Origin of the sequence: Pseudoalteromonas sp. NC201, assembly GCF_002850255.1 — a bacterium.
Classification (GTDB): domain Bacteria; phylum Pseudomonadota; class Gammaproteobacteria; order Enterobacterales; family Alteromonadaceae; genus Pseudoalteromonas.
Map to the genome: position 1 here is coordinate 868,819 of NZ_CP022522.1, position 23,497 is coordinate 892,315.

Here is a 23,497-nt window from a genome sequence, read left to right on the forward strand (position 1 = left end):
ATGATGATGGATGGACAAAAGCAAGGCTCAACCTGCTACTTAGCGTTGAGTTTAACGCAGCGCGACATTTACTTGGACCAACAACAGTATCTTGAGCACCCACTATATAATGTTGGTGGCTATATTAAGTTGGGAGCGATTGACGAAAGTCGGATTAAAGCAGCTCATGAAAAGCTAGTCATAAATCATGAAATATTTGGAATGAGAGTGCGCCAGAGTGAAAGCGGCATATCTCAGTATTTTAGTGACTCTAGACTTACTAATTTAGAAGTACTCGACTTTTCGGCTTACTCAACTCCTCTTGAGCATGCCACAGTTTGGCTGCAGCAGCGTTTTGCAGAAGCGTTTCAGCTTGAAGAGCAGCCGTTATACGATGCCTATTTGGTCAAGCTTTCCGTGAATGAATACTGGTATGTAGCGATTGCTCATCATGTCATGATGGACGGTTGGGGATTTGCAAACTGGGCTGATTTATTGAGCCAGTATTATCGTGGTCAAGACCCACAACATCAATCAAAGATGGGGCTCTGGGCTGAAATTGTCGCAGACGACGAAAATTATGTAGCAAGTTTAAAGTATCAAAGAGATAGAGAATTTTGGCTTGAACAGGGAATAACGCCTCAAGCACGAGTTTTTAACCGTACTCATAAAGAAAGCTGGCGTCAACAACATACACCGAGTAACCGAATACAACTTGATATTCCTACGCAGTTACACAAAAGCATGGTTGCTCGAGCTAAAGCATGGGGAGTGAGTGTTGCTCAATTGGTATTAGCTGGAGTAAGCATCTATTTTTCCAAAGCTTACCAATTAACGGAATTGAACATAGGGTTATCTTTTCATAACCGTAACGGTGCTAAACAAAAGCGGATGCTGGGGGCTTTTACCAGTATCAGTCCAACAACACTTAATTGCGCAGGTGAGAAGTCGTTGCTGGAGTTAGTCAAAGATATCGCAAATCGGCAGAAAAAGTGCTTTCGACATCAGCGTTTTCCCTTCGGGCACTTGGTCAATGCATTGGGTAGCTCAGGCAAAGAAAATCAACTATTTGATATTGCCTTTAACTATTTAAAATTGGATAGCTCCCTGAATTTTGAAAATGGTACCGAGTCTCTTGAGTATGTATCACATCTACATGAAATAACTCCAGTTACGGTGACTTATTGGGAGTATGGTGAGGAACTATCACCAGCGTTAATGCTTGATCATAACCTTGCTTATTTCAATGAAATTGAAGGCATTCAGTTGTTAGAAAGGCTAATGGTCGTGATGCAAGAGATCACCTTACAAAGTGCTGAAACTCCAGTTTCTGATATTGAGATTCTCTCTGCTGAAGATCAGCAAAGGTTCGCGCTGCTAAAAAATACACCGATTGACGAGTTAGATACCGAGCAAGCCTTACTACATCAGCAAATCGCTTTGCATAGCAACAACCTTGCTGCGCGGACGGCTGTGATTGCAGCAGATCAAACGATTAGCTACGCCGAACTTGAGCGTCGTGCAGATGCAATGGCCCAACACTTGTTAATGTTAGGTGTGAAAAGACAAGACCGAGTGTTAGTTTACCAGCAACGCAGTATAGCACTTATTGTCAATATACTGGCGATTATGAAGGTGGCAGCTGTCTATGTACCATGTGATATGGCCCTTCCTCTAGCGCGTCTTCAAGTTATGGTTGCTGATGCCGACCCTGTGTTGTGCTTATCCGACAATGCAGGGCTTACTAACTTAAAAAATCAAAATAACCAAAGCCTTGGTTGCACCGTCATCAACAGCGATGATCTGACGCTTGAACAATACGAATATCAGCAAGTCTCTATCCCTACTAAGTCAGACGATTTAGCTTATCTCATGTATACCTCAGGCTCCACCGGCAAACCAAAAGGGGTGATGGTTGAATATCGCCAGCTAGCAGCATTTATCCTGCCATTACAGCACAAATATTCCATGACTGCGGGTAAGCGAGTATTACAATTTGCTTCATTGAGCTTTGATACAGCAATAGAAGAAATCTTTGTCGCCTTGGTACATGGTGGAACTTTAGTGTTACGTAGTGAAACCTGCTTGGGAAGTGCTGATGCTTTTTGGCAATTTTGTCAAAAGTACGAAATTAACTTGCTTAGTTTACCGACCGCGTTTTGGCATCGACTTGCAGTCGAGCTTGATGGTCAGATACCGAGTTGTATTGAGCTTATTATTTTAGGTGGTGAAGCGTTAGCGGTAGATAAAGTCAGAAAATGGCTAAATGAAACGAATACTACAGCTAGGCTAATCAATTCCTATGGGCCCACTGAAACAACGGTTTCAGCCTGTTGTTTTGAGATTGAGAAAAATGGAGATATCCAAGATAGGGTACCAATAGGTCGTGCAGATCCCAACACTCAACTGTACATTCTAGACTCAAAGCAACGTCCGCTTCCATTTGGAGTACCTGGAGAAATATACATTGGAGGAAGTAAAGTTACTCGCGGATACTGGCAACGTCCGGATCTAACGGCACGAACGTTTTTCGCAGATCCTTGGCAAAATCAACCCGACGCAAGAATGTATAAATCCGGAGATATAGGTCGTTTTAGAAGTGATGGGAACATTGAATATTTAGGGCGTAATAATAAGCAAGTTAAAATCCGTGGTCACCGAGTTGAACTTGGAGAAATTGAAAATCATATCAAACAGATAAGTGGTGTCGACTCGGTTATCGTCGTACTCGATTCCTCAGGCTCTGAAGCTCAGCTTAATGCCTATGTTAAAGCTGTGGATAACAAAACCGAAGAATTATTGGCGCAGATTAAACGCGCATTAGCATTGGAACTACCCAGCTATATGATACCAAGTGGTTTTATGTTGCTGGAACAGTGGCCGATTTCAGCAAATGGCAAAATAGATCTGAAAGCGCTCCCACAAATCGCCTTGTGTGATGGTGTTAACTCAAAGATGAGCCTGAGCGAAATGGAGTTGCGTGTGGCTTCGATATGGTCAGAGCTGTTAAACGTTTCTATTGCCAAGTTAGCGCCAGAAAGCGACTTTTTTGCTTTGGGTGGGCATTCCTTGCTGGCGGTCAGCATGCTCTCGGGATTAAAGCGCGAGTTTAAAGTTGATATTAACTTGGCGACTTTATTCAGAGCCTCAACGATTGCCGCTTTAACTGAGCAGCTAAATGCTGCGAGTCAAGCGACTGAAAACCTCACAACAATATTGCCTCAACCTTCTGCTGAGCGTTACCCCCTGTCAATGGCCCAGTTAAGGCTGTGGTCACTGGATCAGCTACAAGGTGGTAGTTGTGAATACAACATGCTAGCTGCTTTTGAGTTTTCTGAACATATCGATATTCATAGCTTGAATAAAGCCTTGATTGCTTTGGCGACGCAGCATGAGATCCTACGTACTAACCTAGTTCAAGATGGCTCCTCTGTAGTTCAAGTTATTTCTGCTCCCCGAGATGACTACATAAGAGTGATTGATTACTCCCAGCTTACAGCGCGAGATTATCAATTAGCTCGACAAAGGTATATTCAAGAACAACAGGAATATAATTTTGAACTCGGCCGTGACACACTTTTTAACGTGGATGTATTGCTGCAAAGTGGTGTTGGTGATGACAAAGTAAAGTCAGGCACTTTAGTGATAAATTTACATCACATTATCGCTGACGGTTGGTCAGTGGAGATTTTTTGTCAAGCACTTGCAACTGCATACCAGTTAGCATTGCAGAAAAAAGAAGTAAAACTACCAGAGCTGCCAATTCAATATAAAGATTACGCATTGTGGCAACGAGATAGAGAAAATAGCGACGAATTGGCTCAGCAATATAATTATTGGCAAAGTCAGCTTGCCCACTTGCCAACAACTGCATATCTAAACGTTTCCAAACGAGCAGAGCAACGAGGTCAGCAAGGTCAATATTCTAGTCGTATTTCTGACGCTTTAAAGCGACCTTTGGAAGCGCAATTAAAAGATAATCAAATGACCCCATTTATGCTAGTTCATGGGGTTCTGGCTTTGTTATTAGCACGTCATAGCAATAGCACAGACATTGTTGTGGGTACGGCGGCTGCAAATCGTCTTACCATAGAAACTCAAGGTCTAATAGGTTTCTTTGTCAATATCTTGGTGTTGAGAACTCAGGTAGAGGATACGTTACTTACCGATTTCTTCGCCCAAATAAAAGATGTTAACAGGCAAGCGCAAGCCAACCAAGAGGCCTCTTACGAGGAACTGGTGAGACGTTTAGCTCCAGAGCAAGGGCGTAATTTATTTCAAATAATGCTGACGCAACAACAAGATTTTGAGCAGGGGATTGCTCCTGAGCAGCTGTTCTTATCTGGAACAAACTTATCCTTACTTCAGCTACATCAAAGTAAAGCAAAGTTTGATCTGCACTTAGAGTTTAGCTTTGATCACAAAACGCTATACCTTAATTGGTATTACGATCAGAACTGTTTTGACCATGCCTTAATTGAGAGCTTAGATCAACACTTTTGGCAGCTTTTGAGAAGCGTGCTAAGCAACCGTGAGGGCAGTACTGCTCAGCTTGAAATGTTAACTCAGTCCGAGCAAGACTATTTAATCCATACTTTAAACCAAGCCCAAATCCCTTACCCAATAAATCAATCAGTATCACAACGCTTTGAATCCATTGCGCTGAAATATGCGGATAAAGTGGCTGTCATTGCAAAGAATAAAAAATATAGTTATGAAGAGTTAAACCACCTAGCAAATCAGTTCGCTCACACTCTAGTTGAAAAGTATAACGTTACATCAGGAATGCTAGTTGGCTTACATGTATCTCGTAGCGTAGAAATGCTAGTTTCGATGTTGGCAATACTGAAAGTTGGAGGCGCCTATGTACCTCTTGATAGTAATCAACCACAACAGCGACTTGAGAATATTGTAACTGATGCTCAGTTGTCGCTTGTGATAACTGAACCAAGTCTTAGCAGTACACTCACATTTTTCCAAGGTACTAAGCTGCTACTCTGTGATGGTTATTTGGAAAGATTGATTGATACCGCTAAGCTGCTGAGCAAGCCCGCAATATCTACTCCTCCTGAGCAAGTAGCTTATGTTATTTACACATCTGGGTCGACAGGTAAGCCAAAAGGTGTTTTAACCTCACAGCAAGGGATTTTACGCTTAGTTTGTGACGCCGAGTATTTTCCTCTTAATTCAATGACACAGGTATTGCACTGTGCAAACATTGCTTTTGACGCAGCAACATTCGAAATTTGGGGACCGCTACTTAACGGTGGAACCTGCGTTGTTTACCCTGAAAAATTTGTCACTCCTGAGCAAATAAATCAACAGTTAGCGCTTTGGCAGATCAATACGTTGTGGTTGACCGCTGGTTTGTTCAGCCAATGGGCTCAGTCTCTTCCCGAACATCACGCTCTTGAGAATGTTATCGCGGGTGGTGATGTGTTAGATGTTGCTGCTGTAAAGTTATGTCAACAGAAGTTGCCTGAAGTTCAGCTCTGGAATGGTTATGGCCCAACAGAAAATACGACATTTACAACATGTCATTTGATTAATGAAGTAGCTCCTACCTCAATTCCTATCGGCAAGGCTTTACCTGGAGATCATGTCTATATTTTGCAGGGGGATAGACTCGCTCCTTTTGGTGCGGAAGGAGAACTATGTGTTGGTGGGCATGGACTTGCGCTCGGATACTTAAATCAGGATGAGATGACTCGTGAACGGTTTGTGGAGAATCCATTTTATTCTGAGGGTAGCACTCTTCCACGAATGATCTACCGCACGGGCGATTATGTTCGCTATATTAGCCCAGGCGTAATGGCATTTATTGGGCGTGTAGATCAGCAAGTTAAAATTCGTGGATTCCGCGTAGAGCTGGATGAAGTCCGAAGTTGTCTTAACCAATTCAACGGTGTAGCGAGTAGTTTGGTGGTGTTACAGCAAGGCGCTATTGATAAACAGCTTGTTGCATATGTTCAGCCCATCAACGACACCGATAAACAATTAGTAGAGTTACTTCGGGTACACTTGCAGCAACAATTGCCCAGTTATATGGTGCCTGAAGCTATCGTTATTGTTGCTGATTGGCCTTTAACTCAAAATGGCAAGATAGATCGTGAGCGATTACCAAAGCCAAAACCACAGATACAGACTACACAACCGCCAATAACACCTACAGAAATTGCGTTAGCTGAATTATGGGCTGATAAGCTAGGTATTGTGTGTGAAGCTGTTGGCCGAGATAGCAGCTTTTTCGGTTTGGGTGGGCACTCACTTTCTTTGATAAAAATGGCAACAGCCGTTGCTACCTACTTTAATATTGACTTCTCTGCAGCTCAAGCATATCAATTCAGCACGCTTAGCTCGTTAGCCCAGTTTATTGATAGCGCAGCCCTTGGTGTTAATAAAGCCATAATAATTGAGCCCAGAGATAGTTCAGAGCCGGCGGCTTTGTCATATGCACAACAGCGTTTGTGGTTTATTGAACAGATGCAACCTGGCAGTGCGCATTATGTGATGAGTTCAACATTACAGCTGCGAGGAGTAATAGCAGCTGACTATATAGAGCAGGCATTACAAGGCATTATTGCACGGCATGATATATTGCGAAGCCGTTTCATAAGCCATGAAGGTGAGCCTAGGCAAGTCGTGGAAAGTGAGGTCAGGTTTGTCTTACAGCATTACGATTTAACATCACTAGCGCCTGCAACACAGCAGCATAAGATACGGGCACTACAAGCAGAAGAAGGACAGCGAGGTTTTGACCTAACAGCAGGGCAATTATTTAGAGCGAGTTTGGTCAGGCAAAGTGCAACGGAAGCGGTGCTGATGATCAGTCTTCACCACATCATCGCAGATGGTTGGTCGGTAGAGATATTGCATCGAGAGTTTGCGGCACTTTATCAAGGATTGCAAAGAGGGGAGGCCGCGGTACTTCCTCCTTTAGCAATTCAGTATAGTGATTATGCTGATTGGCAGCAGCAACAGGGTAAAGAAGTACTACAACCCAGTGTCGATTACTGGTTGGAACAATTAACTGACTTACCCCAGCGCCATGACTTACCTTGTGACGGAGCACGCCCGACAAGTCAATCCTTTGCCTGCAAACAGGTTGGCACTGTGCTTTTGGCACAACAGGCAGAGCAGCTCAAAACCTTTGCACAGCAGCAAGAAATGACGCTATTTATGCTGTTACATGGCGCCTTGGGAATGCTATTGAGCCGCCACAGTAACAATCGCGATATCGTTATCGGTAGCCCAGTGGCCAATCGTTTATCATCCCAAGTAGAGCCATTAATTGGATGCTTTATTAATAATGTTGTTCTGCGGCTAGATTGTCATGGGGAGCAGTCGGTAGCTGATTTTTGTCAGCAAATCCGAGCCGTAAATCAGGATGCACAAGCACATCAGGCTGTGCCTTTTGAGAAGTTGGTTGAGCAATTGCAAACTGAGCGTAGTCAAGCGCACGCGCCGTTGTTCCAAATCATGTTGAATTTACACAGCCAACGTCAGGCGAGTTTGGATCTTGCTGACATCACTATAACTGAGTGCCAGCCAGAAGCACTCTTTAGTGAATATGATTTAACCTTTAATGCCTTTTGGCAAGACTCCGAGCTGGTTATTAATCTTGTTTATAACCAACAACTCTTTAGTGAGTCACGTGCGAATACCTTGTTGGTGCACTTAGCGCGATTGCTCATGGCTTTAGTCCACGCCCCTGTGGAGCAAAATATTGGCCTGTTGTCATTATTAACAGAGCACGAGCAAGCTGATCTTATCCGGCAAGGACAAGGACCTTGTAGTCACATTCCACAGCAGACGGTAATAACCCTGCTACAGCAGGCTGGGCAATGCCACCCAAATGCAATAGCGGTACGCTGCCTTGAGCAACAGCTTGACTATAAGCAATTGTTTGAACATGCGAAACATATTGCACAAGGGCTTCGGCAGGTTGGTGTGAAACGAGGTCAACGGGTGGGGGTTTGTTTACCACGCACCATCATGTTATTGCCCACTTTACTTGGGGTGTGGCAAGTTGGCGCAGCCTATGTTCCATTAGACCCAGAGTATCCGAGTGCACGCTTAACGCACATGATTAACGATAGCGGAGCATGCCTTGTAATTAGTGAGCCTTCGGTCTGTGAACAACTGCCAAGCACAGTGCCTTATTATGATGTTGAACAGCTACTTAGCTGTGCAGGGTCGTTAGAGTGGGAAGCGGAGCGTCTTGAAAGTGGAGCATGCGCTTATGTTATTTATACGTCAGGCTCCACAGGCCAACCTAAAGGAGTGATGGTAAGCCATCATAATGTCGTGAATTTTTTAACGGCAATGGCAGAGTTATTGAACGCGAGTTCAGATACTAAGTTACTTGCGGTGACTCCCATTAGCTTTGATATTCATGTACTAGAGTTGTTTCTACCTTTGTTAGTTGGGGGGACGGTACACTTAGCGGATAATGCGATGCGGCGGAACCCGGGAGCGTTGATTTCACGCTTACACCGAGGTGATATCAATATGATGCAGGCAACCCCCGCAAGCTGGAAAATGTTACTGGCGGAAGGGCGCTGGCAGCCCATATCAGGTTTAACAATTTTATGTGGCGGAGAAGCACTTGATAATCACCTCAGTAAAGCATTGCAGGCGCAAGGTGAGGTTTTATGGAACTTATATGGGCCGACGGAAACGACAGTTTGGTCAGCAGCCAGTAAAGTAACTTCCGAGCAGGTGACAGTTGGTCGGGCAATTGCAAACACTCAACTTTATGTGCTGAGTGATAGTTATCAACTACAACCGCATGGCTGTACTGGAGAATTATATATAGGTGGAGAGGGAGTCAGCTTAGGTTATCTCGGCCAAGAGGCGTTAACTGCGACTCGCTTTATTACAGGAATTGCCCCAGACGGCACAGCACGACCATTATATCGGACGGGAGACTTGGCCAGATTGACGGTGTCAGGTGAGTTTGAAGTGATTGGTCGGGCCGATCACCAGGTTAAAGTGCGTGGTCACCGCATTGAATTAGGGGAAATAGAGCAGCAATTATTAGCGCTACCAAGTGTTAGAGAAGCGGTGGTGCTGGTAGTGGGCGAAGAGGAGCAGAGCCGTTTAGTTGCCTATATTGTCAGTGACAAAGAAGACAGTCATGGTGACATACAGCAGCAATTGGCGACTGTCTTACCGGAATACATGGTACCAAAACAGGTCGTGACATTACCGCGTTTACCATTGACGCCAAACGGTAAAGTGGACCGCAGTGCGCTACCTAGTCCACATCAGCAAGCAACGAAACGAATAACTGCGACAAGTCAAACAGAGCGACGATTGGTACAAATATGTGCTGAATTGTTGGGGATAGAAGCGGGGGATATTGGTCTAGAACAACACTTTTTTGCGCTAGGTGGGCATTCCTTATTAAGTGTAAAGCTACAAGCTGAGATCCGCTCAACGTTTGCAGTAGAGCTAGGTTTAGGCGACATATTTGCTCAGCCAGACTTAGTTAGCCTAGCGGCAACAATAGACGCAGCGGAACACTCACAACAAACATTGATCACAAAACGAAGCAGTTCAGAGCCGGCGGCTTTGTCATATGCACAACAGCGTTTGTGGTTTATTGAACAGATGCAACCTAGCAGTGCGCATTATGTGATGAGTTCAACATTACAGCTGCGAGGAGTAATAGCAGCTGACTATATAGAGCAGGCATTACAAGGCATTATTGCACGGCATGATATATTGCGAAGCCGTTTCATAAGCCATGAAGGTGAGCCTAGGCAAGTCGTGGAAAGTGAGGTCAGGTTTGTCTTACAGCATTACGATTTAACATCACTAGCGCCTGCAACACAGCAGCATAAGATACAGGCACTACAAGCAGAAGAAGGACAGCGAGGTTTTGACCTAACAGCAGGGCAACTATTTAGAGCGAGTTTGGTCAGGCAAAGTGCAACGGAAGCGGTGCTGATGATCAGTCTTCATCACATCATCGCAGATGGTTGGTCGGTAGAGATATTGCATCGAGAGTTTGCGGCACTTTATCAAGGGTTGCAAAGAGGGGAGGCTGCGGTACTTCCTCCTTTAGCAATTCAGTATAGTGATTATGCTGATTGGCAGCAGCAACAGGGTAAAGAAGTACTACAACCCAGTGTCGATTACTGGTTGGAACAATTAACTGACTTACCCCAGCGCCATGACTTGCCTTGTGACGGAGCACGCCCGACAAGTCAATCCTTTGCCTGCAAACAGGTTGGCACTGTGCTTTTGGCACAACAGGCAGAGCAGCTCAAAACCTTTGCACAGCAGCAAGAAATGACGCTATTTATGCTGTTACATGGCGCCTTGGGAATGCTATTGAGCCGCCACAGTAACAATCGCGATATCGTTATCGGTAGCCCAGTGGCCAATCGTTTATCATCCCAAGTAGAGCCATTAATTGGATGCTTTATTAATAATGTTGTTCTGCGGCTAGATTGTCATGGGGAGCAGTCGGTAGCTGATTTTTGTCAGCAAATCCGAGCCGTAAATCAGGATGCACAAGCACATCAGGCTGTGCCTTTTGAGAAGTTGGTTGAGCAATTGCAAACTGAGCGTAGTCAAGCGCACGCGCCGTTGTTCCAAATCATGTTGAATTTACACAGCCAACGTCAGGCGAGTTTGGATCTTGCTGACATCACTATAACTGAGTGCCAGCCAGAAGCACTCTTTAGTGAATATGATTTAACCTTTAATGCCTTTTGGCAAGACTCCGAGCTGGTTATTAATCTTGTTTATAACCAACAACTCTTTAGTGAGTCACGTGCGAATACCTTGTTGGTGCACTTAGCGCGATTGCTCATGGCTTTAGTCCACGCCCCTGTGGAGCAAAATATTGGCCTGTTGTCATTATTAACAGAGCACGAGCAAGCTGATCTTATCCGGCAAGGACAAGGACCTTGTAGTCACATTCCACAGCAGACGGTAATAACCCTGCTACAGCAGGCTGGGCAATGCCACCCAAATGCAATAGCGGTACGCTGCCTTGAGCAACAGCTTGACTATAAGCAATTGTTTGAACATGCGAAACATATTGCACAAGGGCTTCGGCAGGTTGGTGTGAAACGAGGTCAACGGGTGGGGGTTTGTTTACCACGCACCATCATGTTATTGCCCACTTTACTTGGGGTGTGGCAAGTTGGCGCAGCCTATGTTCCATTAGACCCAGAGTATCCGAGTGCACGCTTAACGCACATGATTAACGATAGCGGAGCATGCCTTGTAATTAGTGAGCCTTCGGTCTGTGAACAACTGCCAAGCACAGTGCCTTATTATGATGTTGAACAGCTACTTAGCTGTGCAGGGTCGTTAGAGTGGGAAGCGGAGCGTCTTGAAAGTGGAGCATGCGCTTATGTTATTTATACGTCAGGCTCCACAGGCCAACCTAAAGGAGTGATGGTAAGCCATCATAATGTCGTGAATTTTTTAACGGCAATGGCAGAGTTATTGAACGCGAGTTCAGATACTAAGTTACTTGCGGTGACTCCCATTAGCTTTGATATTCATGTACTAGAGTTGTTTCTACCTTTGTTAGTTGGGGGGACGGTACACTTAGCGGATAATGCGATGCGGCGGGACCCGGGAGCGTTGATTTCACGCTTACACCGAGGTGATATCAATATGATGCAGGCAACCCCCGCAAGCTGGAAAATGTTACTGGCGGAAGGGCGCTGGCAGCCCATATCAGGTTTAACAATTTTATGTGGCGGAGAAGCACTTGATAATCACCTCAGTAAAGCATTGCAGGCGCAAGGTGAGGTTTTATGGAACTTATATGGGCCGACGGAAACGACAGTTTGGTCAGCAGCCAGTAAAGTAACTTCCGAGCAGGTGACAGTTGGTCGGGCAATTGCAAACACTCAACTTTATGTGCTGAGTGATAGTTATCAACTACAACCGCATGGCTGTACTGGAGAATTATATATAGGTGGAGAGGGAGTCAGCTTAGGTTATCTCGGCCAAGAGGCGTTAACTGCGACTCGCTTTATTACAGGAATTGCCCCAGACGGCACAGCACGACCATTATATCGGACGGGAGACTTGGCCAGATTGACGGTGTCAGGTGAGTTTGAAGTGATTGGTCGGGCCGATCACCAGGTTAAAGTGCGTGGTCACCGCATTGAATTAGGGGAAATAGAGCAGCAATTATTAGCGCTACCAAGTGTTAGAGAAGCGGTGGTGCTGGTAGTGGGCGAAGAGGAGCAGAGCCGTTTAGTTGCCTATATTGTCAGTGACAAAGAAGACAGTCATGGTGACATACAGCAGCAATTGGCGACTGTCTTACCGGAATACATGGTACCAAAACAGGTCGTGACATTACCGCGTTTACCATTGACGCCAAACGGTAAAGTGGACCGCAGTGCGCTACCTAGTCCACATCAGCAAGCAACGAAACGAATAACTGCGACAAGTCAAACAGAGCGACGATTGGTACAAATATGTGCTGAATTGTTGGGGATAGAAGCGGGGGATATTGGTCTAGAACAACACTTTTTTGCGCTAGGTGGGCATTCCTTATTAAGTGTAAAGCTACAAGCTGAGATCCGCTCAACGTTTGCAGTAGAGCTAGGTTTAGGCGACATATTTGCTCAGCCAGACTTAGTTAGCCTAGCGGCAACAATAGACGCAGCGGAACACTCACAACAAACATTGATCACAAAACGAAGCAGTTCAGAGCCGGCGGCTTTGTCATATGCACAACAGCGTTTGTGGTTTATTGAACAGATGCAACCTAGCAGTGCGCATTATGTGATGAGTTCAACATTACAGCTGCGAGGAGTAATAGCAGCTGACTATATAGAGCAGGCATTACAAGGCATTATTGCACGGCATGATATATTGCGAAGCCGTTTCATAAGCCATGAAGGTGAGCCTAGGCAAGTCGTGGAAAGTGAGGTCAGGTTTGTCTTACAGCATTACGATTTAACATCACTAGCGCCTGCAACACAGCAGCATAAGATACAGGCACTACAAGCAGAAGAAGGACAGCGAGGTTTTGACCTAACAGCAGGGCAACTATTTAGAGCGAGTTTGGTCAGGCAAAGTGCAACGGAAGCGGTGCTGATGATCAGTCTTCATCACATCATCGCAGATGGTTGGTCGGTAGAGATATTGCATCGAGAGTTTGCGGCACTTTATCAAGGGTTGCAAAGAGGGGAGGCTGCGGTACTTCCTCCTTTAGCAATTCAGTATAGTGATTATGCTGATTGGCAGCTGGCAAGTCAGCAGCAACAAAAGCTCAAGTCACAGCTAGACTACTGGGTTACTGAGTTAGCCGAGCGTGGTGAAGATTTAAAACTGCCTAGCGACACCGGGACAATAGAAAAACTTAGGGGTAGTACCAGCAAAGTCAGTTTTTCTTTATTGCCTTCTTTTAGCTCTGAATTAGAACTGATAGCAAAAGATCAAAAGATAACACTCAATATGCTGTTAAGTTCAGCATGGGCTATTTTGCTAGCTAAGCTTACCGGCAGCTCGTCATTACAGATAGGACTCCCTGTTGCTGGGAGGCAGCATGCGGCTTGCTTTGATCTAATTGGACTGTTCGTCAATACCGTTGTCTTGAAAGTTGAATTACAGTCGGAGATGACTATTATCGAGTTGTTTTCTCATGTGAGTGAGAAAAGCACTTCTGCTTTTGCCAATCAAGATGCTCCGTTGGAGCAAATAATTGAGCGTTTGAACCCGCCAAGAAGTTCATATCAGCATCCCGTATTCCAAACATTGTTAGCACTTCACAATAAGTATGAGGCTGCGCAGATACCTGCTCTCGAAATGAATGAACTGATACGGACGAATGGTCATTCAGAATTTGATTTAGTGCTAACTGCAGAGCAAACAGAACATGGCTTAGATTGCCATATAGAGTTTCTAAATGAGCTTTACCACTCTAGTGATGTTGCCAAATGGAGCGAGTATTTCTTAAATATCTTAAAGGCTTTTGTAACGCAACCTAATGCAACCATTGCCGAGTTATCACTTATGTCTAATGATGATAAGAGGCGTTTACTTGGTCGGCCTCAAAGCGTATTGCAAGCTACTCCAACTTTGTTGATGCCTCAGCGGTTATCGAATAATGCTGTTCGGTTCCCCGATAATATTGCCATAGTAGATAATGGCAAGGAGTATACTTATGCTTGGTTAGAATCCCACTCAAATCAGCTCGCAAATTATCTCTTACAAGAGGGAATTACAACAGAAGATCGAGTAGCAATCTGCCTGCCAAGATCGGCAATGTTTATGGTCGCTATTTTCGCGGTTATGAAAGCTGGTGCGACATATGTGCCGCTGGATAGAGCGCAGCCAAAAGCTAGGTCTCTTTATGTTTTGGCCGATAGTAAACCAAAGCTTTTGTTATTACCTGAGGGTGATGACCATGAGAGTTACAAACAAGCAGAATCCGATTATGTGATACAGAATTTAAGTGAAGATCACGCAATATTCCAAGATCATGAACCGAATGCGCCCCAAATCTGCATCGCCCCACAGCAACTGGTGTACCTAATATATACATCAGGATCCACCGGTAACCCTAAAGGCGTGATGGTGGAGCACCAAAATTTAGCTGCTTTTGTCGAAGGCTTTATAGACCGCTACCGACTCGACTCGACTAAACGCATACTGCAATTTAGTGCTGTAAATTTTGATATGTCCATTGAGGAGATATTTGGCAGCTTAATGACAGGTGGGACGTTGGTACTACGAGACGATACCTGGCTATCGAGTACGGCAACATTTTGGGCGCTTTGTGAACAGCAACGTATCAATCTAATCACTTTGCCAACGGCATTTTTCCATCAACTTATGCAGGCGCCTACTATGTCATTACCTAATATGCTGGAAACAGTCATTATTGGTGGTGAAGGGTTACAGGCTGGCTGTGTTGAGCGCTGGTTTGCACATCAAGGGAAGCTTCCAAAGTTAGTTAACTCTTATGGTCCAACTGAAACCACCGTCACTGTTTCGCACTTAGAGATAAAGCCTGATGGCTATTATGGTGAAATTTTGGCTATTGGCAAAGCGGATGCGAATAACCGTATTTATATACTCGATAATCAGCAACAACTACAGCTTCCTGGTGTAAAAGGAGAGATTTATATTGGTGGAAATCAAGTCAGCCGAGGCTATTGGAACAAAGATGAGTTAACGGCAAAGGTATTTTTTGCAGATTTGCTGGAGCAAGATCTTGGTTCAAGAATGTATCGCACTGGAGATATTGCTCGATATCGTAATGACGGAAACATTGAGTTTTTAGGTCGCAGAGACGCTCAAGTCAAATATAAAGGTTACCGTGTTGAGTTGCCTGAAGTGGAGCAAAACTTAGCTCAGCATGAGCGGTTGGATAGCGCGGTAGTGCTGCTTAATACCACTAAACAGCATCAGCACCTTGACGCTTGGTTGGTTAGTCACAGTTGCCAAGATCATAGTGACCTTATCAGTGATGTGAAAGGGTGGCTCAAGCATAGGTTGCCTCATTATATGCAGCCTAGTCGGTGGGCTGTGCTCAACGTATTGCCGTTAACAAATAATGGCAAGATTGACAAAGCTAATTTACCCACCCCCATTGCGCATAGTGATAGTCGCTATATGGCGCCGAGCAATGAACTAGAAGAGAAGCTTGTGGATATATTGCAACTGACTTTGGGGTTACAAACTTCCCCAGGAGTGCATGATAGCTTCTTCGAGCTTGGAGGTAGTTCTATTTCACTGGTCGCGTTTAAAAATGCGATAGAAAACGGTTTCGGTGTACAGCTGGAACTGCTGTTTTTATTCACGTATCCAACCGTAGCTGAGATTGCATTAGCTGTTGAACTGGCTAACAAAAACACTGGCGCAAATACCGAGGCTGAGCTTGCGGAAGATATGGAATCTGGAGAATTTTAATGGTTCAAAAAATAATAAAAAAAGCGCTAGCTGCAGGGATCGAACTTTATCTTGAAGAGCAAAAGCTAAAATTTACGGCGCCAAAAGGAGCGTTGACCTCTGAGCTAAAGAATGAAATTTCTGCACACAAAGACGATATTATCCAGTATCTACAACATAGTATCCAACGTCCTAAAGTTAGTGCTATCACTCCTCGTCCTGACAGTAAGTATCTACCTTTGTCTTTGGCGCAAGCGAGATTGTGGTTTATACACCAGCTTGGTGGTGGCGAGAGTAGCGAATATAATATTTTTGCAGCATTCGAGTTAGAAGGTGAGTTGCGAGTTGATAAGGTTAGTCAGGCTTTGGCTGAAATAATCAACCGTCACGACGTGCTCCGGTGTGGTTACGTTGAGCAGCAAAATCAAACGCTGCAGTTTTTACATCAAGACTTTGAGATACCTCTGTTTCAAGAAGACTATAGCCTGCTTTCTGCCGCAGAATATGAGACTAAACTACAACAGTTGATAACTAAAGAGTCACGTTACTCATTCGACTTGAGTGCTGAATTAGTATTGCGGGTAACGCTTGTTAAACGTCATGCCAAACAGCATTGCTTACTTTTCGCTGTTCACCATATTGCAGCAGACGGCTGGTCAGTGGAAGTGCTGTCATCAGAATTTGTGACCAGTTATCACCAGTTAGCGACTGGCCAGTCAGTGCAGTTAACTGCTTTACCAATACAGTATGCTGACTATGCCTATTGGCAAAAGCAACATTTAGATCAGCCAGTACTTGAACAGAAATTAGAGTTTTGGCATGACTATTTAGCCGAAGCTCCAGAGGTACATAGCCTACCACTCGATAGACCACGCCCTAAACAGCAAAATTTTACATCTAAACAAATGCAAGTTCCTTTGAGCAAGAAACTGAGCGAGCAGTTAGTCAAGCTGGCAAAAAGCCACAATGTGACGCTCTTTACCTTATTACAGTCTGCATTTGCTTTTGTTTTAGGCCGATTTAGTGGTAGTGATGATATTGTGATGGCGACACCTGTGGCGGGAAGAGAACGAGAGGAAGTTCAGTCCTTGATCGGCTGCTTTCTCAATACAATAGTGCTGCGTTCGGAGATCCCTGAAGATGGTGATTTTTGGCAATTTTTAGCTAAAAATAAAAGCCGAGTACAGCAGGCTTTTGGTCATCAAGAGGTACCTTTTGACCAAGTCGTAGAGGCTGTGCAGCCTTCCCGCAATTTAGCCTACAACCCTTTAGCCCAAATCAAGTTTGTACTACAAAATTATCAACAATCTCAATTTGAATTGACGGACTTGATTGTTCGCGCTTTACCGTTGCGAGAGGGAGCTGTGCGTTATGACTTGGACCTTAGCATATTTGAAGAGCAAGGAAGCCTAATCCTTGACTGGAATTATAAAAGTGAATTATTCGACCAAGTGACAGTGGAGCGGTTATCAACAGCTATGGTGCAATTGCTAACTGCGTTGCCTGAACACCAATCTAATCAATCATTACCTTCGTTGTTGAGTGAAGAAACAAGACAATCGCTCCTATCAATGGGAACAGGTGAGCAGCAAGTTACTGATACAGAACTTCCCATTGTACAGCAGATATTAATTCAGGCTCAGAGTGCACCGGAACGAATCGCAGCTCGAGCAGGTGATACGACACTAAGTTATGGCGAATTAATTGCCAAAGCGAAAAATTTAGCTGGCTGCTTATCAGAACAAGAAATAGGTCATGGTGATCATGTTGCGCTATTACTGCCTAAAAGTGTGGAGCTATTAGTCGCCCTTATCGGAGTACAGCTGGCGGGAGCCGTATATATCCCATTAGATAAATCGAGTGGTAAGACAAGGTTGGAATATGTATTAAAAGATGTTGATGCCGAACTATTGATAACCCAAAGTGCACTTCTCGAAACAGTATCTAGCGAAGGGTATGATGTAATGTTGATGGATGACTGCTTAACGCCAGACTGGCTAAGTGAGTTTACACCATCTTCGCTACCGCCAACTCAGTTAAGTGATAGTGCTTATCTAATTTATACATCAGGCTCTACTGGTCAACCCAAGGGAGTTGAAATTACTCATTTGGGATTACAGCAGTATTGCGCCTTTGCCAGTGATTTTTATTACCAAGACCATCTCGTGGGCTCTCTACTCGTTACTGAGCCGGCATTTGACATCAGTGTACCTAGTCTTTACTTACCCTTATTACATGGGGGATGTGTGACATTATTGCCACAAGATGATGTGATTTTTGCTTTGCTGAACGAATTACAGCAACTTGAGCTTGAAGGGGTATTATTGCGATTAACTCCTAGCCATTGTCAGGCCTTACTCGATGCGCTCAAGGGCCAAGTGATCACTGCCCCTTGTGTATTGGTGATAGGTGGTGAGGCCCTATCGCAAAGAGTAGCTTTAGCATTAGGTGATACGTTTCCTAACAGTTTGTTATATAACCATTACGGTCCAACAGAGACTGTCGTGGGTTGCTGCATACATGCATTCAATGATTTACCATTGTCAGGAAACGGCACTGTACCGATAGGTCTGCCAATGACCAATACTCAGTTGCTGGTATTAAACGAACAACAGCAACTTCAAGTACCCGGAGGCATCGGCGAATTGTGGATTGCAGGTACCGGTGTGGCGAAGGGATATTGGCAACGGCCAGAGTTAACCTCTAGGTGTTTTGTTGTAGATGTTTTAAAGAGCGGCTCGTCCGAACGTTACTACAAAACAGGGGATTTAGTTCGTTGGAATAGTCAAGGGCGGTTGGAGTTTATTGGTCGTAATGATCAACAAGTTAAAATTCGTGGGCATCGAGTTGAACTTGGCGAGATTGAAACGCTTTTGGAGGGCTGTGATGGTGTTCAACGATTAATCGCACACGTTAATAGAAACCAAGAAAATGAGTATCTTGTGTGTTATTTCGTGCCTCAACATGAAGATGTTGAGGCCGTGCGCAACCAGCTAGAAGGTCTTGCCGCTGCTAGGCTACCTATGTACATGAGACCGCATTGCTATATTGCGCTTGATGACTTTCCGCTAAGTCGTAATGGCAAAGTTAACCGACGGGCATTACCTGATCCCAAAACGTTGCAACAAACTTCACGACTTGCTCCGGAGAGCTTGGTTGAGATGCAGTTGCTGGATATTTGCACGCAGCTGTTATCACGAACAGATATTGCGCCTAACAGTGACTTTTTTGCAATGGGGGGGCATTCACTGTTAGCGGTTAGGTTGATCAACCATGTGAGTACACAGCTGGGTAAGAAACTACAGTTAAAAGATATTTTTAATCACCCAATTATTCGTGACTTGGCTAAGTTTATACAGAAAAGTGAAGATCTAGCGCTTGAACCAATTAAGCGACTGGAGACGGATATGGTTAAACCGCTTTCTGTAGCGCAGCAGCGGTTGTGGTTACTGTCGCAGATTGAAAGCAACCAGGCTCAGTATAATATGCCATTTGCGTTGGATATCTGCGGCCAGTTTGATGTCGATATTGCTGAGTATGCCTTGACTCAGTTACTAGAGCGTCATCAGGCATTACTTATGAATTTTGTCACAATAGATGCTCAACCACAGCTACAGTTAACGCAAGAAGCTTTTCAACTAGTATTACTAGATGTGACTGGAAAGTCTATCGCTGAGCAGCAGTATCAACTTGAGACTGTGCGATTAGAAAATGCAACCATACCATTCGATCTAAGTCGAGATTGTCTGTTGCGCGGGACTTATGTCAAGCGAGGTGAGCAGCACGGCACGTTACTCCTCACTACACATCACATCGCGACAGATGCTTGGTCGATGAATATTCTATTACGCGACTTTATTACTATTTATAAACAAAAGCTGGGTGTTGACACTGAAGCGCTTCCTGTGATCGATATTCAATACAGTGATTATGCCGCGTGGCACCATGAACAACTTGCATCGAATGAGCATAAAGCGCACCTAGATTATTGGCTTACACAGCTTGCAGATATTGATGCTGTCCATCAGTTACCCATTTATCAAGCGAGAAGTAATCAGCAAACGTTTGCTGGAAACAATCTGCAATGGCTATTGAATCAGAAACAGTTGAATGGTTTAAAGCAACTTGCGGGCAAACACAATGCGACGCTTTTTATGGTATTGCATGGTTTATTGAGTCTGTTAATTTGCCGTCATACTCAGCATTCGCAAGTGGTTATTGGAACCCCGGTTGCAAATCGTAGTCACCCGCAGTTGGATAACGTTGTGGGCTTTTTTATAAATAACCTAGTGTTAAAAGTGGAGTGCTCTCTTAAGCAGAGTTTTGGGACGTTCTTAGAACAAGTAAAGCAAGTTAACCTAGAGGCATTGTCCCGCCAAGCTACGCCATTTGAACAACTGGTCGAAATGCTAGCTCCTGAACGCAGTTTGAATTATTCCCCGTTGTTTCAAATCATGTTGATTCTGGACAATACGGCGAACGAAGCGTTACCTCTTGGCGATTTGCCGTTTTCCATGACACCACAGTTACATTCAGAATCGGTAGCTAAGTATGAATTGACTTGGCATGCACGTGAACAATCAGAGGGTCTGCAGCTTACCGTCGAATACCGTACTGAGTTGTTTCATCAGCAATATATCGAGCAGATGATGGCGCAATTTGCACAATTGGTTGATGGCGTCATCGATTCTGAACAACAAGCTTGTTATCACTACAACTTGTTACCAGAATCTCAACGTGACTATTTGTTGCAACAGCTAAATTGTACCTCGCAAGCGTTTGATAGTGAGGGGTTACTGCAACATGCCATCGAATACCAAAGTGTTACGCAGCCCGATAAAGTAGCTGTCTGTTTTAACAATGAAAACTTAACGTTTGCAGAGTTAAATGCGCAATCTGAATGTGTTGCTAAACAGTTGTATCAAAGAGGGATCCGGCCTGGAGATTTAGTTGGGATTTGTCAACCGCGCTCTTTATCTATGCTGATTAATATGTTGGCTATTTTAAAAGTTGGTGGTGCTTATTTGCCTTTAGATCCCAGCTACCCACCACAGCGGCTGAATTATATTGTTCAAGATAGCGAATTAAAGCACTTAATTTTGACGCAATCGTTACAACCATTATTCAGTAACAATGTATCAGCTGCACTTCACTTGGTTGAATACCTAGACTTACAGGCGTCGACAAACCCCGTTTCTTATACTAATCAACTCACCTCAGATAGCTTGGCATATGTGATCTATACGAGTGGCTCCACGGGCAAGCCAAAGGGCGTCAAAGTGAGCCACAGAAACGTACTTAACTTTTTTACCGCGATGAGCACATCGCTACCAAGCAACTCGTCAGATATAACCTGGTTAGCTAGCACGAGTATTAGCTTTGATATTTCTGTGCTCGAGCTATTCTGGAGCTTAGCCTCTGGAGCTAAGGTAATCATCCAGCCAGAGCGACCACAGAGTATCGCAAGTGAAAAGCTCGCACAGGTGCATTTATGCAAATCAGATATGGCATTACTCGATGCAAAAGAGTTATCTGTTGCGAAGTTTTCAAGCTATGTTGGTGATCGAGTTTCTTGCTTACATTCTGATACTGAAAACCTCGGCTTAAACTGTCGCGCCACAGAGCAAGAATATGAGCAGGCGGCGCGAAGCGGAGCTGGACTTTCGGTGCTATATCAAGGAAGCGAGCTTTCAGAACTAGCAACAAAAGTTGCGGCATTTAACACTATTCAGCAAGCGGCTAGCAGCAGAGTACTCTATCTGCCCGTTAGCGAATGCAATGAACAAACGGGAGCGCTTTGCACGCTTGAAGATATTGATATGGCTCTGGCGCAGTTAGCTCTCTTTGGCAAGATGGGCTTTAATGCAGTTGTAGTTATTTACACGTCTCAACAACATGCCTCCATCACACCGCAGCAGTTATCTTGTGTAGCAACAATTCAAGAACGCTTTATACAGCACGATTGTCAAACGAATATGTTGGCACAACGTTTTGAGAACGATTGGGATCCTGCTCAGTTAATCCTTCAACACCAAGTTTCACACTTTCAAGCGACGCCTAGCTATATACGTGAATTACTACACAGTGACTCGGGTCGAGATGCATTACAGCAGCTGGAATTGCTACTGGTTGGTGGAGAGGCTCTGAGTGATGACCTTGCTCAGCAACTTTGTGCGCTTCTGCCTGAGCGAGTGTTTAATATGTACGGGCCAACGGAATGTACGGTGTGGTCTTGTGCGGCTAAAGTGAAGCCACAAGCTGTCACGATAGGTGCCCCTGTCGCGAACACTCAAGTTTACGTTGTGGATGAATTTCAACAGCTAATGCCACATGGTGCTGTGGGTGAACTATTAATTGCTGGTGAAGGAGTGACACCAGGCTATTTAAATCGTCCGGAGCTAACGCAGCAACGATTTGTGGAAGTGTCCTTTTTAACGACACCTATTAGGGCATACAAAACCGGCGATTTGGTTCGTTGGCAGGACACGGGTGAGCTTATCTATGTTGGCCGTAACGACGATCAGGTCAAAATAAAAGGACATCGTATTGAACTTGGAGAAGTTGAACGACTAATTCGCGAGTTCGCGGGTTGTCAGCAAGTGGCGGTGGTTAAACAATGTCGCAGTCACACCGAATTATTGGTCGCATTTGTTGTGTGTTCATCCACATGCAAAGATAAACAGCAGAGCGTATCACAGTGGCGCCATATACTCGCTATGCGTGCCCCAAGTTATCTTATCCCTGACCGTATAGAGTGTGTCTCTGCTTTACCTCTAACTCCAAATGGCAAAGTGGATAAGTCAGCGCTAGCTAACTTGAATGTGGTTGCAGATATTGATTTTGTACCAGCTGAGTCGGAGAGTGAACACAGTGTGATGGAGAGTTGGCAACAAATACTCGGGCTTAACTCTGATATTTCAGTTCATGACAGCTTTTTTAATATTGGTGGTCACTCATTATTAAGTTTACGGTTAGTAAATGAATTAAACGCTAAATTCAATTCCACTTTGTCGCTTCGAGATATTTTTGAACATAATACTATCGCGGCGTTGAGTCGGTTGATTGATGAAAAGCAAACAAGTCAGCAGCACGTTATTCCGAGACGTAAAAAATCACAACAGTCATTGCCATTATCATTACAACAGCGCCGTTTATGGTTTATCGATCAGCTTCACGATGGTAAAAGTACGCACTACAACATGCATTTGCTTTTCCAAGTTGGCAAACAGTTTAACCTTGCGCTGGCTACTCAAGTTATGAATGAGTTGATAGAGCGTCACCAAGCATTACGCACGATTTACCGTACTCAGGAAGAAGAAATAACGCAAGTCGTGGTCTCACGACCTAAGTTTACTATTACCGAGCTAAATGAACAGCAGCTATGCGCCCAAAGCGCAGTCGACGAGCGACTAAAAGCATTAGCGCAACTCCCCTTCGAACTTGCTACATCCATTCCGATCAGAGCAACTTATGTTACGACAGGGCTAAGTTGTTACTTGCTAATTTGTGTCCACCATATTGCGACAGATGCTTGGTCTATGGAGGTCCTTGCTCAAGAGTTTTATTCGCTGTATCAGGCTTATCAGCAGGGGAAAGCGCATCAACTAGTTGCACCCACAGTCGATTACGCTGA

General features: G+C 44.5%; 2 protein-coding genes (1 of these 2 cut by a window edge). Both read left to right on the top strand.

Annotation, left to right across the window (positions count from 1 at the left end):
• Entirely contained in the window at window positions 1–15,885 is a 15,885-nt protein-coding gene (locus PNC201_RS03705) for a non-ribosomal peptide synthetase (protein ID WP_102056213.1), read from the top strand.
• A protein-coding gene (locus tag PNC201_RS03710) for a non-ribosomal peptide synthetase (RefSeq protein ID WP_102056214.1) crosses the window boundary here: on the top strand, window positions 15,885–23,497 show its 5' portion. It continues 2,668 nt past the right edge of the window; 7,613 of the gene's 10,281 nt are visible here — the first part of the coding sequence; the start codon lies at window positions 15,885–15,887; its stop codon lies off the right edge, out of view. The genes PNC201_RS03705 and PNC201_RS03710 overlap by 1 nt, the downstream gene beginning before the upstream one ends.